This window comes from Rugosimonospora acidiphila, assembly GCF_039543385.1.
Lineage (GTDB): Bacteria > Actinomycetota > Actinomycetes > Mycobacteriales > Micromonosporaceae > Rugosimonospora > Rugosimonospora acidiphila.
This window is the reverse complement of sequence record NZ_BAABJQ010000025.1, coordinates 47,838-67,625: the sequence shown is the minus strand read 5'-3', so window position 1 is coordinate 67,625 and position 19,788 is coordinate 47,838. Positions and strand designations below refer to the sequence as shown.

Sequence of the window (19,788 nt, the reverse complement as noted above, 5' to 3'; positions counted from 1 at the left end):
TGTGTTGACGCTCGTAGCCTTACAGGTGTACACATAACTCGTCGAGTTAAGGCTACACCCGTTGCCTTACACAGCCTGTCTTGAGAGGCTACCCATGCCACGGCTCTCCCCCGCCCGGCGCCACCCCCGGTGGACGCTCGCCATCGTCTGTATCGGCACGTTCATGCTGCTGCTGGACGTGACCGTGGTGGCGGTCGCGCTCAGCGACATCCAGACCGACTTCGGCTCGGACCTCGGGTCGCTGCAGTGGGTCGTGGACGCGTACACGCTGCCGCTGGCCGGCCTGCTGCTGACCGCCGCCACCCTGGGCGACCGGATCGGCCGCCGCCGCATCTTCCTGACCGGCATGGCGCTGTTCACGCTCGGCTCGCTGGCCTGCGCGCTGGCCTGGTCCCCGCTGGTTCTCGACCTCACCAGGGCCGCGCAGGGCATCGGCGGCGCACTGCTGTTCGGCGTCGGCCTGCCGCTGGTCGGAGCCGCGTTCCCCGAGCCCCGGGCCCGGGCCAGCGCGGTGGGCATCTTCGGCGCCACCCTCGCCGGAGCCACCGCGGTCGGCCCGCTGATCGGCGGCGCCCTGGTGGACGGGCCCGGCTGGCGCTGGATCTTCCTGGTCAACGTGCCGATCGGCGCCGCCGCCCTGGTCGCCGGCTGGCTGCGGCTGGCCGAATCGCGCGCCGCCACGGCTCGCGCCGCCGACTGGCCGGGCACCGGGCTGCTCACCGCGGGGCTGCTCGCCCTGTTGCTGGCCCTGATCCGGGGCAACGCCGACGGCTGGCTCTCCGCCCTCGTCCTCGGCCTGTTCGGCGCCGCCGCCGCGCTGCTGGCCGGCTTCGTGGTGCGGGAGGCGTACGCCGCCGAGCCGATGCTCGACCTGCGGCTGTTCCGCAGCGCGTCGTTCACCGGCGTGTCCGTCGGCGCCTGGGCGATCTCGGCCACCCTGATCGGCGCCACCAACTACCTCGGCCTGTACCTGGTCAACTCCCTGGACTACAGCCCGTTCCAGGCCGGCCTGCGGTTCCTGCCGCTGACCGTCGCCTCGTTCATCGCCGCGCCGATCGTGGCCCGGCTCGTCGATCGGGTACCGCCCCGGGTCACCGTCGGCGGCGGGCTGGCCCTGGCCGCGGTGGGCATGGGGCTGGCCGGTCGGCTGACCGGCGGCTCGGGCTGGACCGCGCTGCTGGCCGGGTTCATCGTGGCCGGCCTCGGGATCGGCATGGCCAACGCGTCGATGTCCCAGGCCGCGCTGGCCGCCGTGGACTCCTCGCGGGCCGGGATGGCGACCGGAACGGTCAACACCATGCGTCAGATAGGGGTGGCGGCCGGGGTCGCCGTACTCGGCGCCGTCTTCCAGCACCGGGCCACCGCCGACATGGCCCGGCAACTGGCCGCCGCCAAGGTGCCGCACGGCCAGGCCACCGCGATCGCGAACGCCGTCGGCTCCGGGGCCGGCACCCGAGTCGCCGACGCCGCCCCCGCGGCGCTGCGCCCGGCGCTGGCGGCGGCGGCCCGCGCGGCCACCGCGAGCGCGCTGGACGAGATCCTGATCGGCGGCGCGATCGCGGCCGGGGTAGCGGCGATCATCGCCCTGCTCGTGGTCTCCCGGGCGCCGTCGCACGCGCCGTCGGGATCCGCACCGGCCGACCGGCCCGCGGACGACCTCGACCCCGAGTCGGCACCGGCGGGTGCCGCGCACTGAGGCGACCGCTGCCACCATGGGTACCGTGACGACGGCCGATCCCATGCTGCGCCCGGCACGATCCGATGACTACGACAGGATCGCGGCGGTGGTCGACGACTGGTGGGGGCGACCGGTTCTCCGGTCGCTCCCCCGGCTGTTCCTCGACCACTTCCACCCCACCAGCCTGATCGCCGAGACCGGCGACGGCCTGGCCGGGTTCCTGGTCGGCATCGTCTCCGCGTCAGAGCCGGACCGGGCGTACATCCACTTCGTCGGCGTGCGCCCCGAGTCGCGTGGCCGTGGCCTGGCCCGGACCATGTACGAGCACTTCTTCGGGATCGCCCGGGACCACGGCCGCCGGTCGGTCGGCGCCATCACCTCCCCGGTCAACGAGGCGTCCATCGCCTTCCACCGGCGGATGGGCTTTACCGTCGCCGGCCCGCGGGCCGATTACAACGGCCCCGGTGAGGACATGATGATCTTCAGCCGACCGCTCTGACGCCACCGGACGGCTCGGCCGGAGGCTCCCCCGGGGCGGTCACGATCCGGCGTCGAACGTCTGCTGATTCCTGCGGATCTCGGCGTGATGGTCGGCCGACCAGGCGGCCAACTCCAGGACGGTGGACAGCAGCGAGTTGCCCAGCCCGGTCAGCGAGTACTCCACCCGGGGCGGCACCTCGGGGTAGGCGGTCCGGATGAGGAGCCCATCGCGCTGCAACTGCTTGAGCGTCAGGGTCAGCATGCGCTGGGAGATGCCCGGGATCGCCTCGGCGAGGTCGGAGTAGCGGGTGGGACCCCCGGCCAGGGTACCGATGATCAAGACGCTCCACTTGTCGCCAACAAGATCAAGAATCTCCCGGATGAAGTCCGCGTCCTGATCGCTCCAGTGGGCGCAGGGGCCGGGCGTGACCCGTACGTTCGCCCGTACCCCGGTGCGCGCCACCCTCATGCCCTTCGGGGCCATGGCCGCCACCTCACCTTCATTGCCGCTGCGCACATACATGTTCCTTTTGCATGCCAACAAAACTAATGCATCATGGTGCTGCGCACAAATTGTAAGTCGGCGGAGCCCCATGGGGGTCGATTCCTGGTCGGACATCGTCTGCCCGTGGTGCCCCGCCCCGCTCGCGCCCACCCCGGTGGCGACCGAAGCCGATCCCACCCGTCGCATCCCAGCAGAAAGGTGACACAGATGTCGCTCGCGTACCAACCAGTCACCATCGGTCGATACCAGGCCCGCAACCGGCTGGTCATGGCCCCGATGACGCGAAACCGCGCGTACGGCCCCGGGGCCAGCCCGACCGACCTGATGGCGACCTACTACGCCCAGCGTGCGAGCGCCGGGCTGATCATCACCGAGGGCGTCCAGCCGTCGCCGATCGGCCAGGCGTTCCCGAACACCCCCGGCCTGCACAGCGCCGAGCAGGTCGAAGCGTGGCGGGCGGTGACGGCCCCGGTACACGAGCGGGGCGGCCTGATCTTCGCGCAGCTGCAGCACGGGGGCAGGATCGGCCATCCCAGCCTGTACGAAGACCGACTGACGCCGGTCGGCCCGTCTCCGGTCAGGGCGGCGGGCATGACATTCACCGCGGACGGTCCGCAGGAGTTCGTGACCCCGAGCCCCCTCGACCAGGCCGGCATCCGGGCGACCATCTCGGACTTCGCGTCGGCGGCCCGCAACGCGATCGAGGCCGGTTTCGACGGTGTCGAGATACACGCCGCCAACGGCTATCTGCTGCACCAGTTCCTGTCGACCAACGCCAACCTCCGCACCGATGAGTGGGGCGGGACCGCCCACGGGCGGATCCGGTTCACCGTCGAGGTGGCCCGGGCGGTGGCGGAGGCCATCGGCGCCGACCGGGTGGGACTGCGGATCTCACCGGTCATCGGGTACAGCGACATCAGGGAGGACGACCACCGCGCCACCTACCTCGCGCTGCTCGACGCACTCAACCCGCTGGGCCTGGCGTACCTGCATCTCGCCGAGGGCGCGGACACCGAGTTCACCGAGTCGCTGCGGCAGCGGTGGCACGGCACGCTGATCCTCAACCCGTCCACGCCCGGCGGGCACACCGGTCCGGAGGCGCTCAAGCTGATCGAGGCCGGCCTGGCGGACCTGGTGTCATTCGGCGGGCTGTTCCTGGCCAACCCCGACCTCCCGGAGCGGCTACGGACGGGTGGGCTGTTGAACACCCCCGACCAGGACCGGTTCTACGGCGGGGACCACCGGGGTTACACCGACTACCCGACGCTCGCCGCCCTCGGGGAGGAATAGCCCCATCGACGGTCGCCGCCCCGCCGGCTACCGACCGTCGGGCCACGCGTCGCCCGGCACCGCCCGCCACCGGCGGCAGTGCCGGTGCCGGCGAATAACTGCACAAATAACATCGATACGGGCGTTGAGGCGGGATGCCCCGACGCGATCGACCTCCGGCGGCGACCCGAGGGGAGATCTCGACTAACTCAGCAGGGAAAGTAGACATGACGACGGTCGGTGCCGGACACTGGGCGGATGGATCCGGTCCTGGCGCTCGCCGGCTTCGGCGTGGGCATCGTCGTGGGGCTCACCGGCATGGGTGGGGGCGCCCTGATGACCCCCATCCTGGTGCTGCTGTTCGGGGTGCCGCCGCTGGCCGCCGTCTCCAGCGATCTGGCCGCCACCGCCGTGATGAAACCGTTCGGCGGCTGGGTGCACGCCCGCCGGGGCACCGTCCGCTGGCGGATGGTGCTGTGGCTGTGCATCGGCAGCGTGCCGAGCGCGTTCGCCGGGGTGCTGCTCACCCGGCTGATCGGTCAGCGTCAGGCGGTGCAGGACGCCATCCAGTACGCGCTGGGCGCCGCCCTGGTGCTGGCCGCGCTCGGCATGATCGTCAAGGCGTACATGTCCCGGCGCAACCCTCCGGCGGACGCACCGGGACCCGTGGTGGTGCGCCCACTGCCGACCCTCCTGCTGGGCGCGGCCGGCGGGCTGCTGGTCGGGCTCACCTCGGTCGGCTCCGGCTCGCTGATCATCGTTGTGCTGCTGGTGCTGTACCCGTCGCTGCGCGCCAACGACCTGGTCGGCACCGACCTGGTCCAGGCCATCCCAATGGTGGCGGCGGCCGCGCTGGGTCACGCGCTCTTCGGCGACCTGGACCTCAACCTGGCCGGCGCCCTGCTCATCGGGTCGGTGCCCGGCGTCCTGCTCGGGGCGCGGCTGTCGGCGCGGGCGCCCGGCGGCTTGGTGCGGGTCGCTCTCGTCGCCGTGCTGTTCGCCAGCGCGCTGAAGCTGTTCACCCTGCCCAACGCGGTGGTCATCGGGGTACCGGCGCTGGTGGTCGTGGTCGCCTCGGCCCGTGCGCTGCACCGCCGCCTCACCACGGCCCGCCTCACCGCGCCCGCCGGACCCGAGCCGCTCACCGCAGCCGCGCCGCTCACCGCAGCCGAGCCACCCACCGCGGCCTCGACGACCACGGCGCCCGAGCCGTGCCATACGCCCGAGCCGCGCGAGGCACTCGACCGGTCCGGACCGCCACCACTCGTCGCAACGGGTCGGGCGCCGGGGAACGACGCCCGCGCCTGATCTCGGCGCCGCGCCCCGGCTTCGCACCCGGGCGGCGGCCGGGGCCGACCAGCCCGGGCCACCGGTCCGGGTCAGGCGCCAGGCACGCCGAGCTGCTCGACGAGACCGTGGATCACACCATCGACCTGAGCGCGGTCGTAGCCGCGCAGGCTCACCGAGAGCCCGGCGGACCGCAGTTCGTCGCGGACCGCCGCCCGCAGCGCGGGGTCGGGCGAGCCCTGGGCCTCCAGCGCCCGCCTCATCAGCGCGTCAACCTCTCGGCACGAGTAGCCGCGCAGGACGATGTTGAACTCGCGAGGAATCTCCATGCCGAGGCACGGTAGCAATACGCCGCGACTCAGGGAGTGTGGGCGGTCGGCCTGCTGGCGGAGCATTTCGCGGGAGCCTCGGGCGGGTGAGACCCCGGGCGAGATGCGCCGCCGACCATCCCAGCCGCGATCTGGCCGGGGGCGGTCAGCCGTCGACGGGCAGCGCTGGCACCCCGGACCTCTCCGCCAGCAGGGAGGAATGTTTGCGCAGGTGGCTTACCTGCCACTCCTCGTCGTAGCCGCGCAGGACGTCGTCGTGGTATCCGCGCCAGGAAAGCGCGAAGTCGGCCACCTGGAAGGTGTGGTGGGTTGCCTCGAAGTCGAGCACGCCGGTCAGCCGGCCGGCGTCGAACAGCAGGTTCTGGGGCGCGAAGTCGCCGTGGATGACGCTGCGCGGTGCTTCGGGGGTGGCGTTGCCGGCGAACCATTCCGCCGCCGCATCGCGGCAGGCCCGCATCGCCCGGCCCTCGTCGGGTCGGATCGTTTCGTGTACCCGAAGCCAGCGCTCCAACTCGGGGTCGCTCACCACCTCCGCGGGGCCAGTGAACCCGTCGCGCTGGTCGGTGATACCGGTGGCGGCCGTGGCCGTGTGAAACTCGGCGAGCAGGCGTCCGCGGGCCCGTTGCTCGGCGGGCTTGTCCTCATCAGTCGGCGTCATGGACCGGCCAGGCAGCCGATGGAACAGCACCCAAGCGCCGTCGGGAGTGACCAGTGGCTCCTCGGCCGGCTCCGGGGTCGGCCAACCCTGTTCCCGAAGCGCCGCCGCGACCCGCAGCGTGTACCGCCAGCCCGGAGGGAACCCGGAGCCGAAGTGCTTGACCACGAACGCCGCGCCGTCGCGGGTGGCCTCCCAGGTCCCGGCGGCCCGGTTGCCCAGGACTGGGCCGGCCGTCAATCGCCAGCGCGCGCACACCTCGGGATCGAGCACCGTCCTCACCGCGCCATGGTCTCAGAATCCGTTCCACCTCACGTCACGAGCTGATTGCCCAACCCTGTGTCACGCCGAGTCGCCGAGACCGGCCGCCGACCCGGTGGGGTGCAGGCCGGGCACGATGTCGTTGAGCGCGAAGGTGATCGGCTGCTCCAGCTGCGCGAACGTGCACGACTCCGGAGTGCGGTCCGGCCGCCACCGCACGAACTGGGCGGTGTGCCGGAACCGGGTGCCCTCCATGTGGTCGTACCGGACCTCGACCACGCGCTCGGGGCGCAGCGGCGTGAAGGACAGATCCTTGCCGGCGTTCCACCGGGACGTCTCGTTGTCCCGGGGGTTGCGTACCCCGTCCACCGGGCCCGCCCAGTCCCACGGGTGTTGGTCGAATGTGGTGACCAGCGGCTGCAGCTCGGCGAAGAGGTTCTTGCGCTCGCTCATCGGGAACGCGCCGATCACCCCGACCGAGGCCAGCGCGCCGTCCTCGGTGTACAGGCCGAGCAGCAGGGAGCCGATGACGTCGGGGCCGCTCTTGTGCGGCCGGTACCCGGCGACGACACAGTCGGCCGTCCGCTCATGCTTGATCTTGAACATGACCCGCTTGTCCGGCTGGTACGGGCCGTCCAGCGGCTTGGCCACCACGCCGTCCAGCCCGGCGCCCTCGAACTGCTCGAACCAGCGCTCCGCGAGCTCGCGGTCGGTGGTCACCGGCGTCACGTGCACCGGCGCGTTCGCGTCCCGCAGCGCCTGCTCCAGCATCGCCCGCCGCTCGGCGAACGGCCGGCCGGTCAGGTCCTCGTCGGCGAGGGCGAGCAGGTCGAAGGCGATGAAGGAGGCCGGCGTCTGCTCGGCGAGCAGGTTGACCCGGGACGCGGCCGGGTGGATGCGCTGCTGGAGCGCCTCGAAGTCCAACCCTTCCGGGGTGCCGAGGACGATCTCGCCGTCCACCACGCAGCGCTCGGGCAGCTCGCGCCGGAACGCCGCGACCAACTCGGGGAAGTATCGGGTCATCGGCCGCTCGTTGCGGCTGCCGATCTCGACCTCGTCGCCGTCCCGGAAGATGATCGACCGGAAGCCGTCCCACTTCGGCTCGTACGACGCGTCCGGCGGAATGGTCGGGACCGACTTGGCGAGCATCGGCGCGACGGGAGGCATGACCGGCAGCTTCATGCCCCCCATTCTGCACACTCCGGCGCCGGTACGCGGGTACGCCGGCCAGGCCGAACGGCGCGCCGGGGTGGTCAGCCCCGTCGGGGACGGCCACCGCGCCGGGCGGAGGGCTCAGGTGCTGGAGGCCACCCAGTCCGGATGGAGGTTGACGAACTCAGCCATGGTGTCGTCCTTGACCGACTGCAGCATCTGCAGGCTGGTGGCGTTGAGTGCCTCATAGGAGAGGTCGCCGGGCACCGGGTTGAAGTGGCCGTCGTTGGTCTTCAGGGTGATCAGGTCGTCGGCGCCGATGCCCTTCATCGCGAACAGCCAGTCCTGGATGGAGAACTTGCCCTGGTCGATGGTCATCGCCTGGCCGATCGTGTTGAGCACCCCGGACAGCTTGCCCGGGTTGGTCAACACGTCCTTGCTCGCGATCTCCTTGAAGATCGCCTTGAGAAACTGCTGCTGGTGGCGCTGGCGGCCGTAGTCGGTGTCCTGGTTCTTGAGCAGGTCCCGCTGGCGCACGAAGTCCAGCGCCTCCCAATCCTTCATGTGGTAGCAGCCCACGGGGTAGTCCTTCGGCGTGACGCCGGGCAGCGGACCGGCCACCGTACCGTCGGAGTGCAGCCGGACCGACGGCGAGACCTGCTTGCCGTTCTTGTAGCCGATGTGGATCGACTTGGTGTCCTCGTCCACGCACATGTCGACCCCGCCGAGCACCCCGACCACTTTTTGGAAGCCGGTGAAGTCGACGATCGCGGCCGCGTCGAAGGTGAGGCCGTACAGATCCTTGAGGGTGAGCGCGAGCAGCTCCACGCTGTGCTGGCGGGCCGTGTCGCCGGTGAGCTGTTCGCCGCCGTGGGCGAACGCAGCGTTGATCTTCTCGTTGCCGCCCGGGTACTTGTGCTTCCCGTTGTCGTACGCGGGGATGTGCACCTTGGTGTCGCGGGGGATGGAGACCAGATACCCCTCGGTGTGATCCGCCGGGATGTGCATGATGATGATGGTGTCGGAGCGGATCAGCAGGTCCGCGTTCTGGCCCGGCCTCGAGTCGACCCCGATGAGCAGGATATTCTTCGCGCCGGTGATGGACGCGTGCTTGCCGCCGGTGGTGGCGCCGGCGGCCTTGCCGAGCAGGTCCTGCTTACCGAAGCTCTTCGTCGCCTCGGCCAGCACGATGTGGAAGCCGGCGATGGTCCCGCCGCTGCCGATGGCCAGGACCGCGCCGAAGACGATCAGGAGTCGGGCCCACAACGGACCCTTGGGCCGCCTCCGGGGCGACCGGCGCTTGGTACGGGCGCCCCGGTTACCCTTAGTAGCCTTAGCCCCTCGCGGATCGGGCGCCCCGTCCTCTTGATCCAACTCCCGGATAGCGCCAGCCGAGTGGGAAGAATACTGCACTGACCGTCTCCTGTCGCCGGGGCCACGAGGCCTCCATAGGCAGAACGATCACTGTAGGCAACGGACACTCTGGCGCGCGACCCCGCCGGGGCACTACTCGCTTTCCGGACAGGGCTCGCCCTGTGCGCCGGTCGGGTCGATCCCGCAGGTCCCGAAGCGCTGCAGCGCCTGGGCGAGCCGGGCGAGATCGATCCCGTCGAGGTGGTCGACGACGCGGCGACGCACGCTGGCCAGGTGCGCCGGGTACGCCTGCTCGAGGCGAGTCAGTCCGGCGTCGGTGAGCACGGCGTTCCACCCGCGGGCGTCCTCGGGACACCTGACCCGCTCGATCAGCCCCTCCGCGACCAGGCGGTCGACGATGCGGGTCATCCCACTCAGTGAGAGGAAGCACGCCGCCGCGAGCTCGTTCATCCGCATCTGGCGGTCGGGGGCCTCCGACAGGTTCACCAGGGTCATGTACTCGTTGAGCGGCAGGCGCTGCTCGCGGACCAGGTCGGCGTCCATCACGCGGGGCAGTACCTGGATCACCCGGCCCAGCGCGCGCACCACCGCCTCCTCGGCACCGCTCAAGGGCTGAAGCGGCGGTGTGACGGCTGTCATGAAACTAGAATAATTGCTTGATGGAGCAACCACCACTATATTTGCTTCGTCAAGCAAATCAGGCTTCCTGAGCGACGCTGTTCTTGAAGGAGAACCACCGCACATGCCCAAGATCGGAATCATCCTCGGCAGCACCCGGCCGGGACGTAACGGCGAGGCCGTGGCCCGCTGGGTGTACGAACTCGCCTCTCAGCGCAGCGACGCCGAGTTTGAGCTCGTCGACCTGCTCGACTACAAGCTTCCCCACCTGGACGAGGCGGTCCCGCCGTCGATGGGCCAGTACAGCCAGCCGCACACCCTGGAGTGGGCGGCGAAGATCGGTTCGTTCGACGGCTTCGTCATGGTGACGCCGGAGTACAACCACTCGACGTCGGGCGCGCTCAAGAACGCCATCGACTTCCTGTTCGCGGAGTGGAACAACAAGGCCGTGGGCTTCGTCAGCTACGGCTCGGTCGGCGGCGCCCGCGCGGTCGAGAACCTCCGGCTGATCGCTGGCGAGCTCATGATGGCGGACGTGCGCGCTCAGGTGGCCCTGTCGCTCGCGACCGACTTCGAGAACTACAGCGTGTTCAAGCCGAACCAGTTCGCGGCCGGGCAGCTGACGACCGTGCTGGACCAGGTCGTGGCGTGGAGCAACGCGCTCGCGCCGCTGCGCGCCGCCGCGACCAACTGACCGCCGGGGGGCGGGGAGCCCCGGCGTCCGCCGCGATGAGCGGGCGGGCGCCGGGGAGGAGCTAACGGCCGGCGGCCCGGGGACACGACGTCCTCCGGCCGCCGGTCGTTTCCGCACTCCCCCACGGCTTTCGGTCGCCGGCGGGCGAAGCTGTTCGTTCCGATCGCGCTGTCGACCGCCGTGGTCGGCACCCGCCTGGTCGCCACCAGGGGCGCGGACGCGGGTACGGTCCCCGCGGCGCTTCTGGCCACGCCCGGCCAGACCACCGCCCCACGCGCGTCGAGCGCCGCGCCTACGACCCCGAGCACGTCGCCCTTTCCGCCGACGGGGCACCGACCGACCTGGTCATCACCAGCAGGCTGCGCCGCGGCGCCTGCCCGGCTTCTCCGAGGGGGCCGGGCAGGCGCCTCGCCGCGGTCATCCCAGGAGTTGGTGCGAACCCCTCGGCGGAACGCGGGCGTCGGTGAATTGATCGATCCGTCGGCGGCCCGTCGTGCGCAGGCCCGAACGTTAACCACAGCGCGTACCCCGTCAACGATGGCCGCGTGAAGCGGGCATTACGAGCCCGTGAATGAAGCGGTCAGACCACCGCGACGGCTCCGCCTGGCCGGGCGCCGGCGGCAGCGCGCTCAGGCCGTGGACCGGTCGCCGGTCTCCGGGTCCCGCCGAGTCAGGCAGTACGTCCCACCGGCCGGATCCCGCATGACCAGCCAGTCGGAGTACCTGGCGACCAGGCGGGCGCCGAGCCGCTCGTGCCAGTCCCGGACGGCCTCAACGTCGGAGCAGGCCAGATCGAGGTGGGCGGAGATGAGGCGGGTGGAGGCGGGGCGGGCCGCCTCGAGGCGCTGCAGCAGGATGCGTACCGGCAACTCGGGCGGCGGGTCGAGCGCGATGAACTCCGCGTGGCTGCCGTTCTGCGGACGCCACCCGGTCGGCGCCAGCCAGAACGCCACCTCGGCGTCGTACGCCGCCGGGGCGATGTCGAGGCACACCTGGTCCAGGCGGCTACCCGCCCCGTCCTGCGTCACCACCACCGGCGGCCGGTCGACCCCTGCCTCATAGGGGAGAACGCAGAACGGCAGGCCGCCGGGCGAACGCAGAACCGCCCAGTCGCCGTACGGTGCGGCGACCGTCGCACCGAGCGCGCGGGCCCTGGCGACGGTCGCCGACACGTCCTCGACGTTCAGATCCAGGTGCGCCCCGCCCTCATCGCCCACGCCCTGCAACTTCAGGCACGCATCGCCTTGCGACGGCAACAGCGTCACGAACTCACCGCCGGTGCCGCGCCTCTCCGACAGGTGCGTGGCGGTCGCCGCCGTCCAGAACTCGGCGGCGCGGGCGAACTGGTCCATCGGACGGTCGATGAAGGCGTAGCTCCAGCGGATCACACCGGCCCCCGTTCCTGCCCCTCCGATCGTGACAGTCTCTCACGCGTCCTGCGCGGAGGCCGGCTCCCCTGCGTCAAGGGCCGGGGACGTCCGGGTCCGGAGTCTCCGGGAACCCGCCACACGCCCGATCGCGTGGCGGGTTCCCGGAGATTGGGTGGCGGCTCCGCGGCTACGCCGCCGCGCCCCACATCGCGGCGAAGGCGACCGCCTCGCCGGCCAGCCAGCGCTCGACGTCGTCGGGGCGGGTCTTCGGGTCCGGCCGGTGCGACTCACCCCGCCGCAGGTCGACCAGCACCGGCTCGGCCTTGGGCAGGATGCGCGGCATGTGCCGGTCCATCAGGTAGAGCGTGGCCACCACCAGTTCGGGCGGGGGTGGCTGCTCGTCGAAGTGCAGCCGCACGGCCTCGACGCGGCCGTCGGCATAGCGCAGCCCGAACTGCGGGTTGACCTTCACGGTCAGGCCGCCGATCACGCCGAGCGCGTCGCGGGCCTGCGCCAGCTCGACCTGCGCCGGGTCGCCGAGGGACTCCAGGTAGCGCGCGCCGCCGGCCTCGAGGGCCGCGTAGAGCGACCGCCAGCGGGGCGCGACCGCGTCGACGGCCGCCGCGATCGCGGTGCGCTCGCCACGGTTGCGGAACTGAATGTCGGCCTTGAGCGCCTTGACGAACTGGCCGTGCGGGTTGAAGCCGGAGTGGGCCTGCCGCGCCCGGCGCAGGCCCCCGACGAAGGTCGCCTTCGCCGGTCCGGTGCGACCGATGTAGCGGCTGAAGGAGAGCAGGGTGGCGTAGGGAGCGGGGGCGGTGGTGGGGGTGCCGGCAGCGGGAACCATGCGAGTCCTCCCAGCTAGGGAGCTGTTTTAGTACACCCATTCTAATAGATGACGGCCACGTTTGCCCACTCAACTTCCGTGATGAGCACCAGGTCTGGCACCGGACACCGGGATCAACGCCGACAGCACCGTAGGGCCCCTACTGCACCCGTTCCTCTCACCGGCGGACGCCGTCCCGCGCGGCGCGCTCGACGGGGCACCGGAGGTGCTCCCCGGCTTGTTCCGCTCCGACCGGAGGGGTGACATTGTCCTGGAGACCCGTGGCGCGATCGGTGACGTGCTGTTCGGGGTGCGCGGGCTCATCGACACCGATCGACCCTGATCCCTCGTGGCCGACCGTCACCGCGGCCCTCGTCAGAGCTCGCCGTCCTCGGCCCAGCGCTCCCAATCGACCTCGGCGAGGCCGGCGGCGGCCCGATCGGCGGTCGGCAGCGCGGCGTCCTCCTGAAACCAGGCGATCACAAGCTTCGAGCAGTACAGGTTGCGGTCGATGGCGCTCGAGGAGAACCGACCGATCACGGTCACGGCCGGGAGCAGTTCGACGGGCCCGAACGATGGGCGGACAGGCTGCTCGCCGTCCCGCCGGGTACGCGGCGGATCGATGACGTGAACCGGCGCGCCGGGCAGGACGCTGGCGGCTCGCCGTGCCAATCGATCCACGATCCGGCCGTTCAGCCCGGCGTTCGGGTAGCCCTCGAGCAGGCCCCCGTACGTCATTGACAGGTGCGCCTCGGTCAGCTCGATCCGGCGCCCACTCCGCAACATCAGCCGGGCCAGGAACACGGGACCGAAGAGTACACCGACCGCCGAGGACAGGCTTGGCAGCCGGGTGCGGATCGTCTACCTTGCATGGAAGCGCTCCCATCGATGCTCGCCACTACGTCTCTCGAGAGAGGTAACCCACGTGTCCCAGCACCCCATCCGCAGACCCCGGCGCGCGGCGGCCATCGCCGCGGTCGCCGTCGGCTGTACCGTCCTGGCCGGAGCCTGGCTCAACGCCGGCTCCGCGTCGGCGGGAGCGATCTCCGGCAGCCTGTACCGCGACCCCAACTCGCCGGTGGCCCGGTGGGTCGCGGCCAACCCCAGCGACTCCCGCACGCCGGTGATCCGCGACAAGGTCGCCAGCCAGCCCGCGGCGCACTGGCTGAGCACGTTCAACCAGTCGACCGTGCAGTCCGAGGTCGCCACGTACGTCGGCGCGGCGGCGGTCGGCCAGCTCCCGGTCCTGTCCGTCTACGAGATCCCCAACCGCGACTGCGGTGGCGCCAGCGCGGGCGGCGCGCCGAACCTCACCCAGTACCAGAGCTGGATCTCCAGCTTCTCGGCCGGGTTGGGTGGCCGGCCGGTCATCGTCATCCTGGAGACCGACGCCATCGCCCTGCAGACCTGCCTGTCCGCCAGCGACGTCACGGCACGGGACCAGGCCCTGGCCACGGCGGTACAGACCATCAAGGCGGCCGACTCCGGTGCGAAGGTGTACCTCGACGGCGGGCATTCGGCGTGGAACAGCGCGTCCGATCAGGCCAACCGGCTGAAGGCGGCCGGTGTCGGGGCCGCCGACGGGTTCTTCACCAACGTGTCGAACTTCAACTCCACCGCCAACGAGGCGGCCTACGGGCGCTCGATCATCTCGGCGCTCAACGGGCTCGGAGTGCCGAACAAGCACCAAATCATCGACACCAGCCGCAACGGCGGCGCCAGCGGCGACTGGTGCGCCGATGACAACACCGACCGGCGCATCGGCCAGTACCCGACCACGAACACGGGCGACGCCAACATCGACGCGTACCTGTGGATCAAGCCGCCGGGAGAGGCCGACGGCTGCGCGTACGCGGCGGGATCCTTCCAGCCCAACCTCGCCTACAGTCTGGCCAGCAGCGCCCCGTACCCGCCGAGCGCACCTCCGACCACCACCCCGCCGACGACGACCCCACCCACCACGACGCCACCGACCACCACCCCGCCCACGACAACCCCGCCGACCACCGTCCCACCCACCACTACCCCACCCACCACGACGCCACCGACCACACCTGGCGGCGGCGCCTGCACGGCGACCTACCAGGCGACGAACTCGTGGCCGGGCGGGTTCCAGGCACAGGTGACGGTGACGGCGGGCGGCTCGGCGATCAACGGATGGACGGTCCGCTGGACGCTGGCCAGCGGCCAGTCCATCGCCCAGCTGTGGAACGGCACGCTGTCGGTCAGCGGCTCCGCCGTGACCGTCAGGAGCCTGTCCTACAACGGGGCCCTCGCCGCCCACGCCTCCATCCAGTTCGGCTTCACCGGCAACGGCGCCGCGTCGACGCCCGCGCTGACCTGCACCAGTCCGTGATCCTTCGACGGCCCTGAACGGGGCGGGCCCGGCACCGCGCGCCGGGCCCGCCACCGGGTCCGCCCGGCGCACCCGATCACCGTCGGGGTCGGCCGCGCTCAGGCTGTGCCCCCGCTCAGGCTGGCCGCGGCAGCAGGTCCTCCAGCGTGATGGGCAGGTGGCGCGCCCGGTACCCGGTGGCGTGGTAGACGGCGTTGGCGATGGCCGCGGCCACCCCGACGATGCCGATCTCCCCCACGCCCTTGACCCCGAGCGGGTTGACCACGTCCTCCAGCACCTCGACGGTGTCGACCACGACATCGGGCGCGTCCGCGTTGACCGGCACCAGGTAGTCGGCCAGGCTCGCGTTGGCCCACCGGCCGCTGCGCGCGTCCATCCGGGTGGCCTCCTGCAGCGCCTGGCTCAGCCCCCAGATCATGCCGCCCATCAGCTGGCTGTGCGCGGTGGCCCGGTTGAGCACGCGGCCGGGCGCGAACACGCCAACCAGCCGCCGTACCCGGATGAGCCCCAGATCGGCGTCCACGCCGACCTCGGCGAACTGCGCCCCGAAGGTGTGCATGCCGTGCCCGGCGTCCTGCGCGGGCGGGATCCAGTTGCTGACCGCCTCCAGATCCGGGAGCATGTGGCGCTGCAGCAGCTCGGCGTAGGCCTCGCCCGCCTCGGGCCGGTCGCGCCGGCACATCCGTCCACCCTCCACGATGACGCCGGCCGGATCGGCGCCGTGCAGCGGCGACTTCTCGTCCGACACGGCCAGGCCGATCAGCTGCTGGCGCAGGGCGGTCACCGCCAGATGCACGGCCGCGCTCGTGGCGCCGGCGCCGGCCGAGCCCACGGCGGCGGTGATGTTGGGCAGGTCGGTGCTGCCACCGAGGAACCGCACCTGCTCCAGCGCCGCTCCGAGGCCATCGGCGGCGACCTGGGTCATGGCGGTGGTCACGCCGGTGCCGAACTCGGAGACGCCGGCCTCCACCACCACGCTGCCGTCCAGGTAGATCCGGGCCCGGGCCCGCTGCGGGTTGACCGGCTGCGCGTGCGGGTACGCGGCGGCGGCCATGCCGGTACCGATCAGCCAGTTCCCCTCGCGCCTGCGCCCCGGCCGGGAATCGCGCCCCGACCAGCCGAACAGCTCCATCCCCCGCTGGTAGCACTCGCGCAGGCCGCAGGAGGACCACGGGTCGCCGGTGGCCGGGTCGGTCTCGGTGAAGTTGCGCAGCCGCAGCTCCACCGGGTCGACGCCGACCCGCTCGGCCAGCTCGTCGATCGCGGTCTCCAGGCCGAACATGCCGCTCGCCTCGCCCGGGGCGCGCATGAACGTGGGGGTGTTGGTGTTGCCCCGGATCAACCGGTAGACGCCCTCGTAGTTCGGGCAGGCGTACATGATCGCGGCTGACTGCAGCGACGGCTCGGCCCAGTCGTCGAAATGGGAGGTCACCGAGAGCTTGTGGTGGCGCAGCGCGGTCAGCCGCCCGTCGGCGGTGGCGCCGAGGGTGACGACGTGCTCCTGCTCCTCGCGGTGCCCGCAGGAGGTGAACATCTGCTCCCGGCTCAGCGCCAGCCGTACCGGCCGCCGGACGTGCCGGGCGGCGAGCGCCGCCAGCGCCGCGTGTGGCCAGATCATCGCCTTGGACCCGAAGCTGCCCCCGACGAAGTGGCTGACCACCTTGATCATCGCTGGCGGCATGCCCAGCAGCTGCGCCAGGGTCATCTGGGTGGCGGTCGGCCCCTGGGTGGAGTCGTAGACGGTCAGCCGGCCGCTGTCGTCCCACTCCGCCGTGGTGGTTGAGGGCTCGATGGGGTTGTGGTGGTTGGCGGCGAACCGGTACGTCGCGTCGATCCGGATCTCGGCCTGCTTCAGGCCGGCCTCGACGTCGCCGCGCGCGTCCTGGCCGGGCAGCAGCCCGCCGAAGATCTTCTGGGGCACGTACGCCTGATCCCGTGCCTGGTCGATGAGGGTGGTCGGCGACGACTGCTGGTAGTCGATACGGACCAGGGTGGCCGCGTGCTCGGCGCGCTCCAGGGTGTCGGCCACGACGACGGCCACGTGCTGCCCGGCGTAGTGCACGGTGTCGTCCTGCATCGGGAAGAAGGACTGCCCCGGCGCGGCCATGCCGGCCAGCGACGGCAGCAGCGACGGCTGCGCCGCGACCTTGGGCAGGTTGAGGTGGCTCAGCACGGCCAGCACTCCCCCGGCCCGCTGCGCCTCGGAGCAGTCGATGGCGGCGATCCTGCCGCTGGCGACCGGCGCGCCGATCAGCACCGCGTGCGCGAGGTTGGTCAGCGGGATCTCGCCGGAGTACCGGGCCGCGCCGCTGACCTTCGCCCGGCCGTCGACCCGGGCCACGGTGGCGCCGATCGCCGGGCTCATCGCGCCCCCGCCCCGTCACCGGAAGGGCCGCCGGCGACGGTCTCCAGCACCCGGACGATGGTGCGCCGGGCAAGCTCGATCTTGAACTCGTTCATCCCGTGCGATACGGCGGAAGCCAGCTCCTCCCGGGCGGCGGCGGCGAAGTTCTCGGTGGTGGCCGGGCCACCGGTGAGGATGCGCTCGGCGCGCCGGGCCCGCCACGGTACGGTGGCCACGCCGCCCAGCGCCAGCCGCACCTCGCCGACCGTCCCGCCGTCCACGCGCATGGCGACCGCGGCCGAGGCCAGGGCGAACTCGTAGGACTCCCGGTCGCGGACCTTGAGGTACAGGCTGGTGGCCGCCGCGGGCGCCGGCGGTACCTCGACGGCGACGATCAGTTCTCCGTGATCCAGCGGGTGCTCGACGTCGGGAGTGTCCTCCGGAGGCAGGTAGAAGTCATCGATCGCGACGCGGCGCCGGCCATCCGGGCCCTCGGTGACGACCTCGGCGTCCAGCGCCACCAGGGCGACGGCCAGGTCGGAGGGGTGGGTGGCGATGCAGTGCTCGCTGGTGCCCAGGACGGCGTGCCCGCGGTTGATCCCGTCGAGCGCGGCGCAGCCGGTGCCCGGGGTGCGCTTGTTGCACGCGGTCGAGATGTCGCGGAAATACGTGCACCGGGTGCGCTGCATCAGGTTGCCGCCGATCGAGGCCATGTTGCGCAGCTGCGGCGAGGCTCCCTGCAGCAGCGACTGCGAGATCAGCGGGTGCCGGTCGGTCACCGAGGGATGCTCGGCCACCTCGCTCATCCGGGCCAGCGCCCCGATGCGCAGGCCACCGCCGGGAAGCTGCTCGATCTCGCCCAGCGGCAGATCGTTGATGTCCACCAGCCGGGCCGGCTGCTCGACGTAGATGCGCAGCAGGTCGACCGCGTTGGTCCCGCCGGCCAGGAACGCACTGGCCGGATCGGCGGTGACCGTGCCGACCGCGGCGGACACGTCGGTCACCCGGGAGTAGCTAATGGGTCGCATCGGACCGGGCCCCGCTCGCGCCGTCGCGGACCTCCCGGATGGCCGCCCGGATGTGCGGGTACGCCGCGCAGCGGCACAGGTTGCCGCTCATCCACTCGCGGATCTCCGCGTCGTCCGTGGCGTGCCCTTCGTCGAGCAGTGCCACCGCCGACATGAGCTGGCCGGGGGTGCAGTACCCGCACTGGAAGGCGTCGTGGCTGATGAAGGCGCTCTGCATGGGGTGCAGCGTGTCGTCGTCGGCCAGCCCCTCGATCGTTGTCACCTCCCGGCCCTCGCAGGCGATGGCCAGGGTCAGGCAGGACAGCACCCGCCGCCGGTCGACCCAGACCGTGCACGCCCCGCAGGCGCCCTGGTTGCAGCCCTTTTTCGTGCCGGAAAGGGCGAGCCGGTCGCGCAGGGCGTCGAGCAGGCTGACCCTTGGTTCGATCGCCAGCCGCCGGGCGACCCCGTTCACCGACAGCCGGACCTCGACCTGGTCCGGGCCCCGCACCACCGCCGTGTCCGGCACGGTCGCCGTGGTGGTCGTCTGTGCATGCGATCTCAACGCCCCTCCTCGCAAGCCGCGCTTCAGCCTACCGACGAACATCACCAAATCATCCAATATCGCCTTTTATTCGACGGTGACGCGGGTCATGCCCGATTCGGAGGAGGAGGGGAATTGAGTCTGGTCGGCTCAAGTTGTAGCCACTGACGCGCCGACGAGGCCGGCGCGGTGAGACTGAGGAGAAACAGCATGAGCACCTTGTCGCTGTGGGCGCGCCGCGATCCCTTCGCCGAGTTCGACGCCCTGGTGCGCAACGCTTTCGGGCCGGTCGCGACCTGGCCGGCGCGTCGGACGACGGCCTTCACCCCGGCCGCCGAGGTCAGCCGGGACGGCGACGACGCGGTGGTCCGCGTCGAGCTGCCGGGCCTGGACCCGACCAACGACGTGACGGTCGAGCTCGACCGGGGCCGCCTGGTCATCCGCGGCGAGCGCCGCGATGAGCGGACCGAGGAGCAGGACGGACGAGGCCTGCGCGAGGTCCGGTACGGCTCGTTCCAGCGCTCGTTCGACCTGCCGGCACACGTGGCGGCCGACGCCATCAGCGCGTCGTACGACGCGGGCGTGCTGAGCATCCGGGTCGCCGGGGCGTACGCGGGCAACCAGGCGCAGCGGATCACGATCGCGTCCGGTACCCCGAGCACCAACCTCGCCGTCGAGGCGGCCGACCAGCCGACCGCCTGACGGCCGGGCACCGATGAACACCGCGAAACGCGGGCCGGCGAGCAAGCCGCCCGCGTTTCGGCCGTTCCGGGCCCGGCAGCCGGTAGCTCGGGGTGCCGCGGGCGATCCCAACCCCCGGCACCCCGACCCCCGGCGGTGCCGGCCGGGGCATCCCACCGCCGCGTTCCCCGTACCCGCTTTGGTGAGCCCCCGTACTCCTCACCAAGGCGGCATAGCCGCTGTCCGGCAGGCGGCCCGGCCGTCCCCTCAGCCGATAGTCTCGCCCGGCCGACTGGATCCGGACTGGACGGCGACTGGACCACCGGGGCGGGGTGGGTTGGCGCGCCTGTTGAGCACG

General features: G+C 71.7%; 19 protein-coding genes. 7 read left to right on the top strand and 12 right to left on the bottom strand.

What is annotated here, in order from left to right:
- Positions 1-94 precede the first annotated feature (94 nt).
- Together ABEA87_RS31880 and ABEA87_RS31875 are read left to right on the top strand one after the other, a co-directional pair.
- The gene (locus tag ABEA87_RS31880) at positions 95-1,696 is read left to right on the top strand and encodes an MFS transporter (RefSeq protein ID WP_345635938.1); all 1,602 of its coding nucleotides are present in this window, start codon (positions 95-97) and stop codon (positions 1,694-1,696) included.
- Positions 1,697-1,721: 25 nt separating this feature from the next.
- Positions 1,722-2,177, top strand: a complete 456-nt coding sequence (locus ABEA87_RS31875; RefSeq protein WP_345635936.1) for a GNAT family N-acetyltransferase — start codon at positions 1,722-1,724, stop codon at positions 2,175-2,177.
- Positions 2,178-2,216: 39 nt separating this feature from the next.
- Here ABEA87_RS31875 and ABEA87_RS31870 read toward each other — a convergent pair whose 3' ends face one another.
- Positions 2,217-2,675, bottom strand: coding sequence for a winged helix-turn-helix transcriptional regulator (locus ABEA87_RS31870; RefSeq protein ID WP_345635934.1), 459 nt, complete (start codon positions 2,673-2,675; stop codon positions 2,217-2,219).
- A gap of 195 nt (positions 2,676-2,870) precedes the next feature.
- Here ABEA87_RS31870 and ABEA87_RS31865 point away from each other — a divergent pair, with 195 nt between their 5' ends.
- Positions 2,871-3,953 (top strand): alkene reductase, encoded by a 1,083-nt coding sequence (locus ABEA87_RS31865; protein ID WP_345635933.1) that lies wholly within the window; start codon positions 2,871-2,873, stop codon positions 3,951-3,953.
- A 237-nt stretch (positions 3,954-4,190) separates the two neighbouring features.
- On the top strand, positions 4,191-5,240 hold the full coding sequence (locus ABEA87_RS31860; protein WP_345635931.1) for a sulfite exporter TauE/SafE family protein: 1,050 nt from the start codon (positions 4,191-4,193) through the stop codon (positions 5,238-5,240).
- Between the two features lie 71 nt (positions 5,241-5,311).
- On the opposite strand, the gene ABEA87_RS31855 is transcribed toward ABEA87_RS31860, so the two are convergent.
- The 5 genes from ABEA87_RS31855 to ABEA87_RS31835 form a co-directional block, all read right to left on the bottom strand.
- Positions 5,312-5,548 carry a hypothetical protein gene (locus ABEA87_RS31855; protein WP_345635929.1) on the bottom strand — a complete coding sequence of 79 codons (237 nt, stop codon included), beginning with the start codon at positions 5,546-5,548 and terminating at the stop codon, positions 5,312-5,314.
- 145 nt (positions 5,549-5,693) lie between these two features.
- Positions 5,694-6,485 carry a phosphotransferase enzyme family protein gene (locus tag ABEA87_RS31850; protein WP_345635927.1) on the bottom strand — a complete coding sequence of 264 codons (792 nt, stop codon included), beginning with the start codon at positions 6,483-6,485 and terminating at the stop codon, positions 5,694-5,696.
- Between the two features lie 60 nt (positions 6,486-6,545).
- Positions 6,546-7,646, bottom strand: coding sequence for an ATP-dependent DNA ligase (locus tag ABEA87_RS31845; protein WP_345635925.1), 1,101 nt, complete (start codon positions 7,644-7,646; stop codon positions 6,546-6,548).
- A gap of 111 nt (positions 7,647-7,757) precedes the next feature.
- On the bottom strand, positions 7,758-8,882 hold the full coding sequence (locus tag ABEA87_RS31840) for an LCP family protein (protein WP_345635923.1): 1,125 nt from the start codon (positions 8,880-8,882) through the stop codon (positions 7,758-7,760).
- A 240-nt stretch (positions 8,883-9,122) separates the two neighbouring features.
- Entirely contained in the window at positions 9,123-9,629 is a 507-nt protein-coding gene (locus ABEA87_RS31835; protein ID WP_345635921.1) for a MarR family winged helix-turn-helix transcriptional regulator, read from the bottom strand.
- A 103-nt stretch (positions 9,630-9,732) separates the two neighbouring features.
- On the opposite strand from ABEA87_RS31835, the gene ABEA87_RS31830 reads away from it, so the two are divergent.
- The gene (locus tag ABEA87_RS31830) at positions 9,733-10,302 is read left to right on the top strand and encodes an NADPH-dependent FMN reductase (protein WP_345635919.1); all 570 of its coding nucleotides are present in this window, start codon (positions 9,733-9,735) and stop codon (positions 10,300-10,302) included.
- 629 nt (positions 10,303-10,931) lie between these two features.
- On the opposite strand, the gene ABEA87_RS31825 is transcribed toward ABEA87_RS31830, so the two are convergent.
- The 3 genes from ABEA87_RS31825 to ABEA87_RS31815 form a co-directional block, all read right to left on the bottom strand.
- Positions 10,932-11,690, bottom strand: coding sequence for a VOC family protein (locus ABEA87_RS31825; protein WP_345635917.1), 759 nt, complete (start codon positions 11,688-11,690; stop codon positions 10,932-10,934).
- A 169-nt stretch (positions 11,691-11,859) separates the two neighbouring features.
- Positions 11,860-12,519, bottom strand: a complete 660-nt coding sequence (locus tag ABEA87_RS31820; RefSeq protein WP_345635915.1) for a hypothetical protein — start codon at positions 12,517-12,519, stop codon at positions 11,860-11,862.
- A 354-nt stretch (positions 12,520-12,873) separates the two neighbouring features.
- Positions 12,874-13,302, bottom strand: coding sequence for a hypothetical protein (locus ABEA87_RS31815; protein ID WP_345635914.1), 429 nt, complete (start codon positions 13,300-13,302; stop codon positions 12,874-12,876).
- A gap of 121 nt (positions 13,303-13,423) precedes the next feature.
- Between ABEA87_RS31815 and ABEA87_RS31810 the strand changes: the two genes are divergently transcribed.
- On the top strand, positions 13,424-14,854 hold the full coding sequence (locus ABEA87_RS31810) for a glycoside hydrolase family 6 protein (protein ID WP_425570992.1): 1,431 nt from the start codon (positions 13,424-13,426) through the stop codon (positions 14,852-14,854).
- Between the two features lie 115 nt (positions 14,855-14,969).
- Here ABEA87_RS31810 and ABEA87_RS31805 read toward each other — a convergent pair whose 3' ends face one another.
- From ABEA87_RS31805 to ABEA87_RS31795, 3 genes are read right to left on the bottom strand one after another with little or no spacing between them, the layout of a single operon-like run.
- A complete protein-coding gene (locus ABEA87_RS31805) occupies positions 14,970-17,219 on the bottom strand; it encodes a xanthine dehydrogenase family protein molybdopterin-binding subunit (protein ID WP_345635913.1) in 2,250 nt (749 codons plus the stop codon).
- On the bottom strand, positions 17,216-18,226 hold the full coding sequence (locus ABEA87_RS31800; RefSeq protein ID WP_345635910.1) for an FAD binding domain-containing protein: 1,011 nt from the start codon (positions 18,224-18,226) through the stop codon (positions 17,216-17,218). Before ABEA87_RS31800 ends, ABEA87_RS31805 begins: the two co-directional genes overlap by 4 nt.
- Complete coding sequence (locus ABEA87_RS31795) at positions 18,213-18,719, bottom strand: (2Fe-2S)-binding protein (protein ID WP_345636057.1); 507 nt, start codon at positions 18,717-18,719, stop codon at positions 18,213-18,215. The genes ABEA87_RS31800 and ABEA87_RS31795 overlap by 14 nt, the downstream gene beginning before the upstream one ends.
- 240 nt (positions 18,720-18,959) lie before the next feature.
- On the opposite strand from ABEA87_RS31795, the gene ABEA87_RS31790 reads away from it, so the two are divergent.
- A complete protein-coding gene (locus ABEA87_RS31790; protein WP_345635909.1) occupies positions 18,960-19,451 on the top strand; it encodes an Hsp20/alpha crystallin family protein in 492 nt (163 codons plus the stop codon).
- Positions 19,452-19,788 lie beyond the last annotated feature (337 nt).

Coding starts and splice junctions, on each gene's coding strand:
- ABEA87_RS31820 (WP_345635915.1), bottom strand. CDS start 12,519: ATGGTTCCCGCTGCCGGCACCCCCACCACCGCCCCCGCTCCCTACGCC.
- ABEA87_RS31805 (WP_345635913.1), bottom strand. CDS start 17,219: ATGAGCCCGGCGATCGGCGCCACCGTGGCCCGGGTCGACGGCCGGGCG.
- ABEA87_RS31835 (WP_345635921.1), bottom strand. CDS start 9,629: ATGACAGCCGTCACACCGCCGCTTCAGCCCTTGAGCGGTGCCGAGGAG.
- ABEA87_RS31880 (WP_345635938.1), top strand. CDS start 95: ATGCCACGGCTCTCCCCCGCCCGGCGCCACCCCCGGTGGACGCTCGCC.
- ABEA87_RS31860 (WP_345635931.1), top strand. CDS start 4,191: ATGGATCCGGTCCTGGCGCTCGCCGGCTTCGGCGTGGGCATCGTCGTG.
- ABEA87_RS31845 (WP_345635925.1), bottom strand. CDS start 7,646: ATGAAGCTGCCGGTCATGCCTCCCGTCGCGCCGATGCTCGCCAAGTCG.
- ABEA87_RS31800 (WP_345635910.1), bottom strand. CDS start 18,226: ATGCGACCCATTAGCTACTCCCGGGTGACCGACGTGTCCGCCGCGGTC.
- ABEA87_RS31830 (WP_345635919.1), top strand. CDS start 9,733: ATGCCCAAGATCGGAATCATCCTCGGCAGCACCCGGCCGGGACGTAAC.
- ABEA87_RS31865 (WP_345635933.1), top strand. CDS start 2,871: ATGTCGCTCGCGTACCAACCAGTCACCATCGGTCGATACCAGGCCCGC.
- ABEA87_RS31855 (WP_345635929.1), bottom strand. CDS start 5,548: ATGGAGATTCCTCGCGAGTTCAACATCGTCCTGCGCGGCTACTCGTGC.
- ABEA87_RS31790 (WP_345635909.1), top strand. CDS start 18,960: ATGAGCACCTTGTCGCTGTGGGCGCGCCGCGATCCCTTCGCCGAGTTC.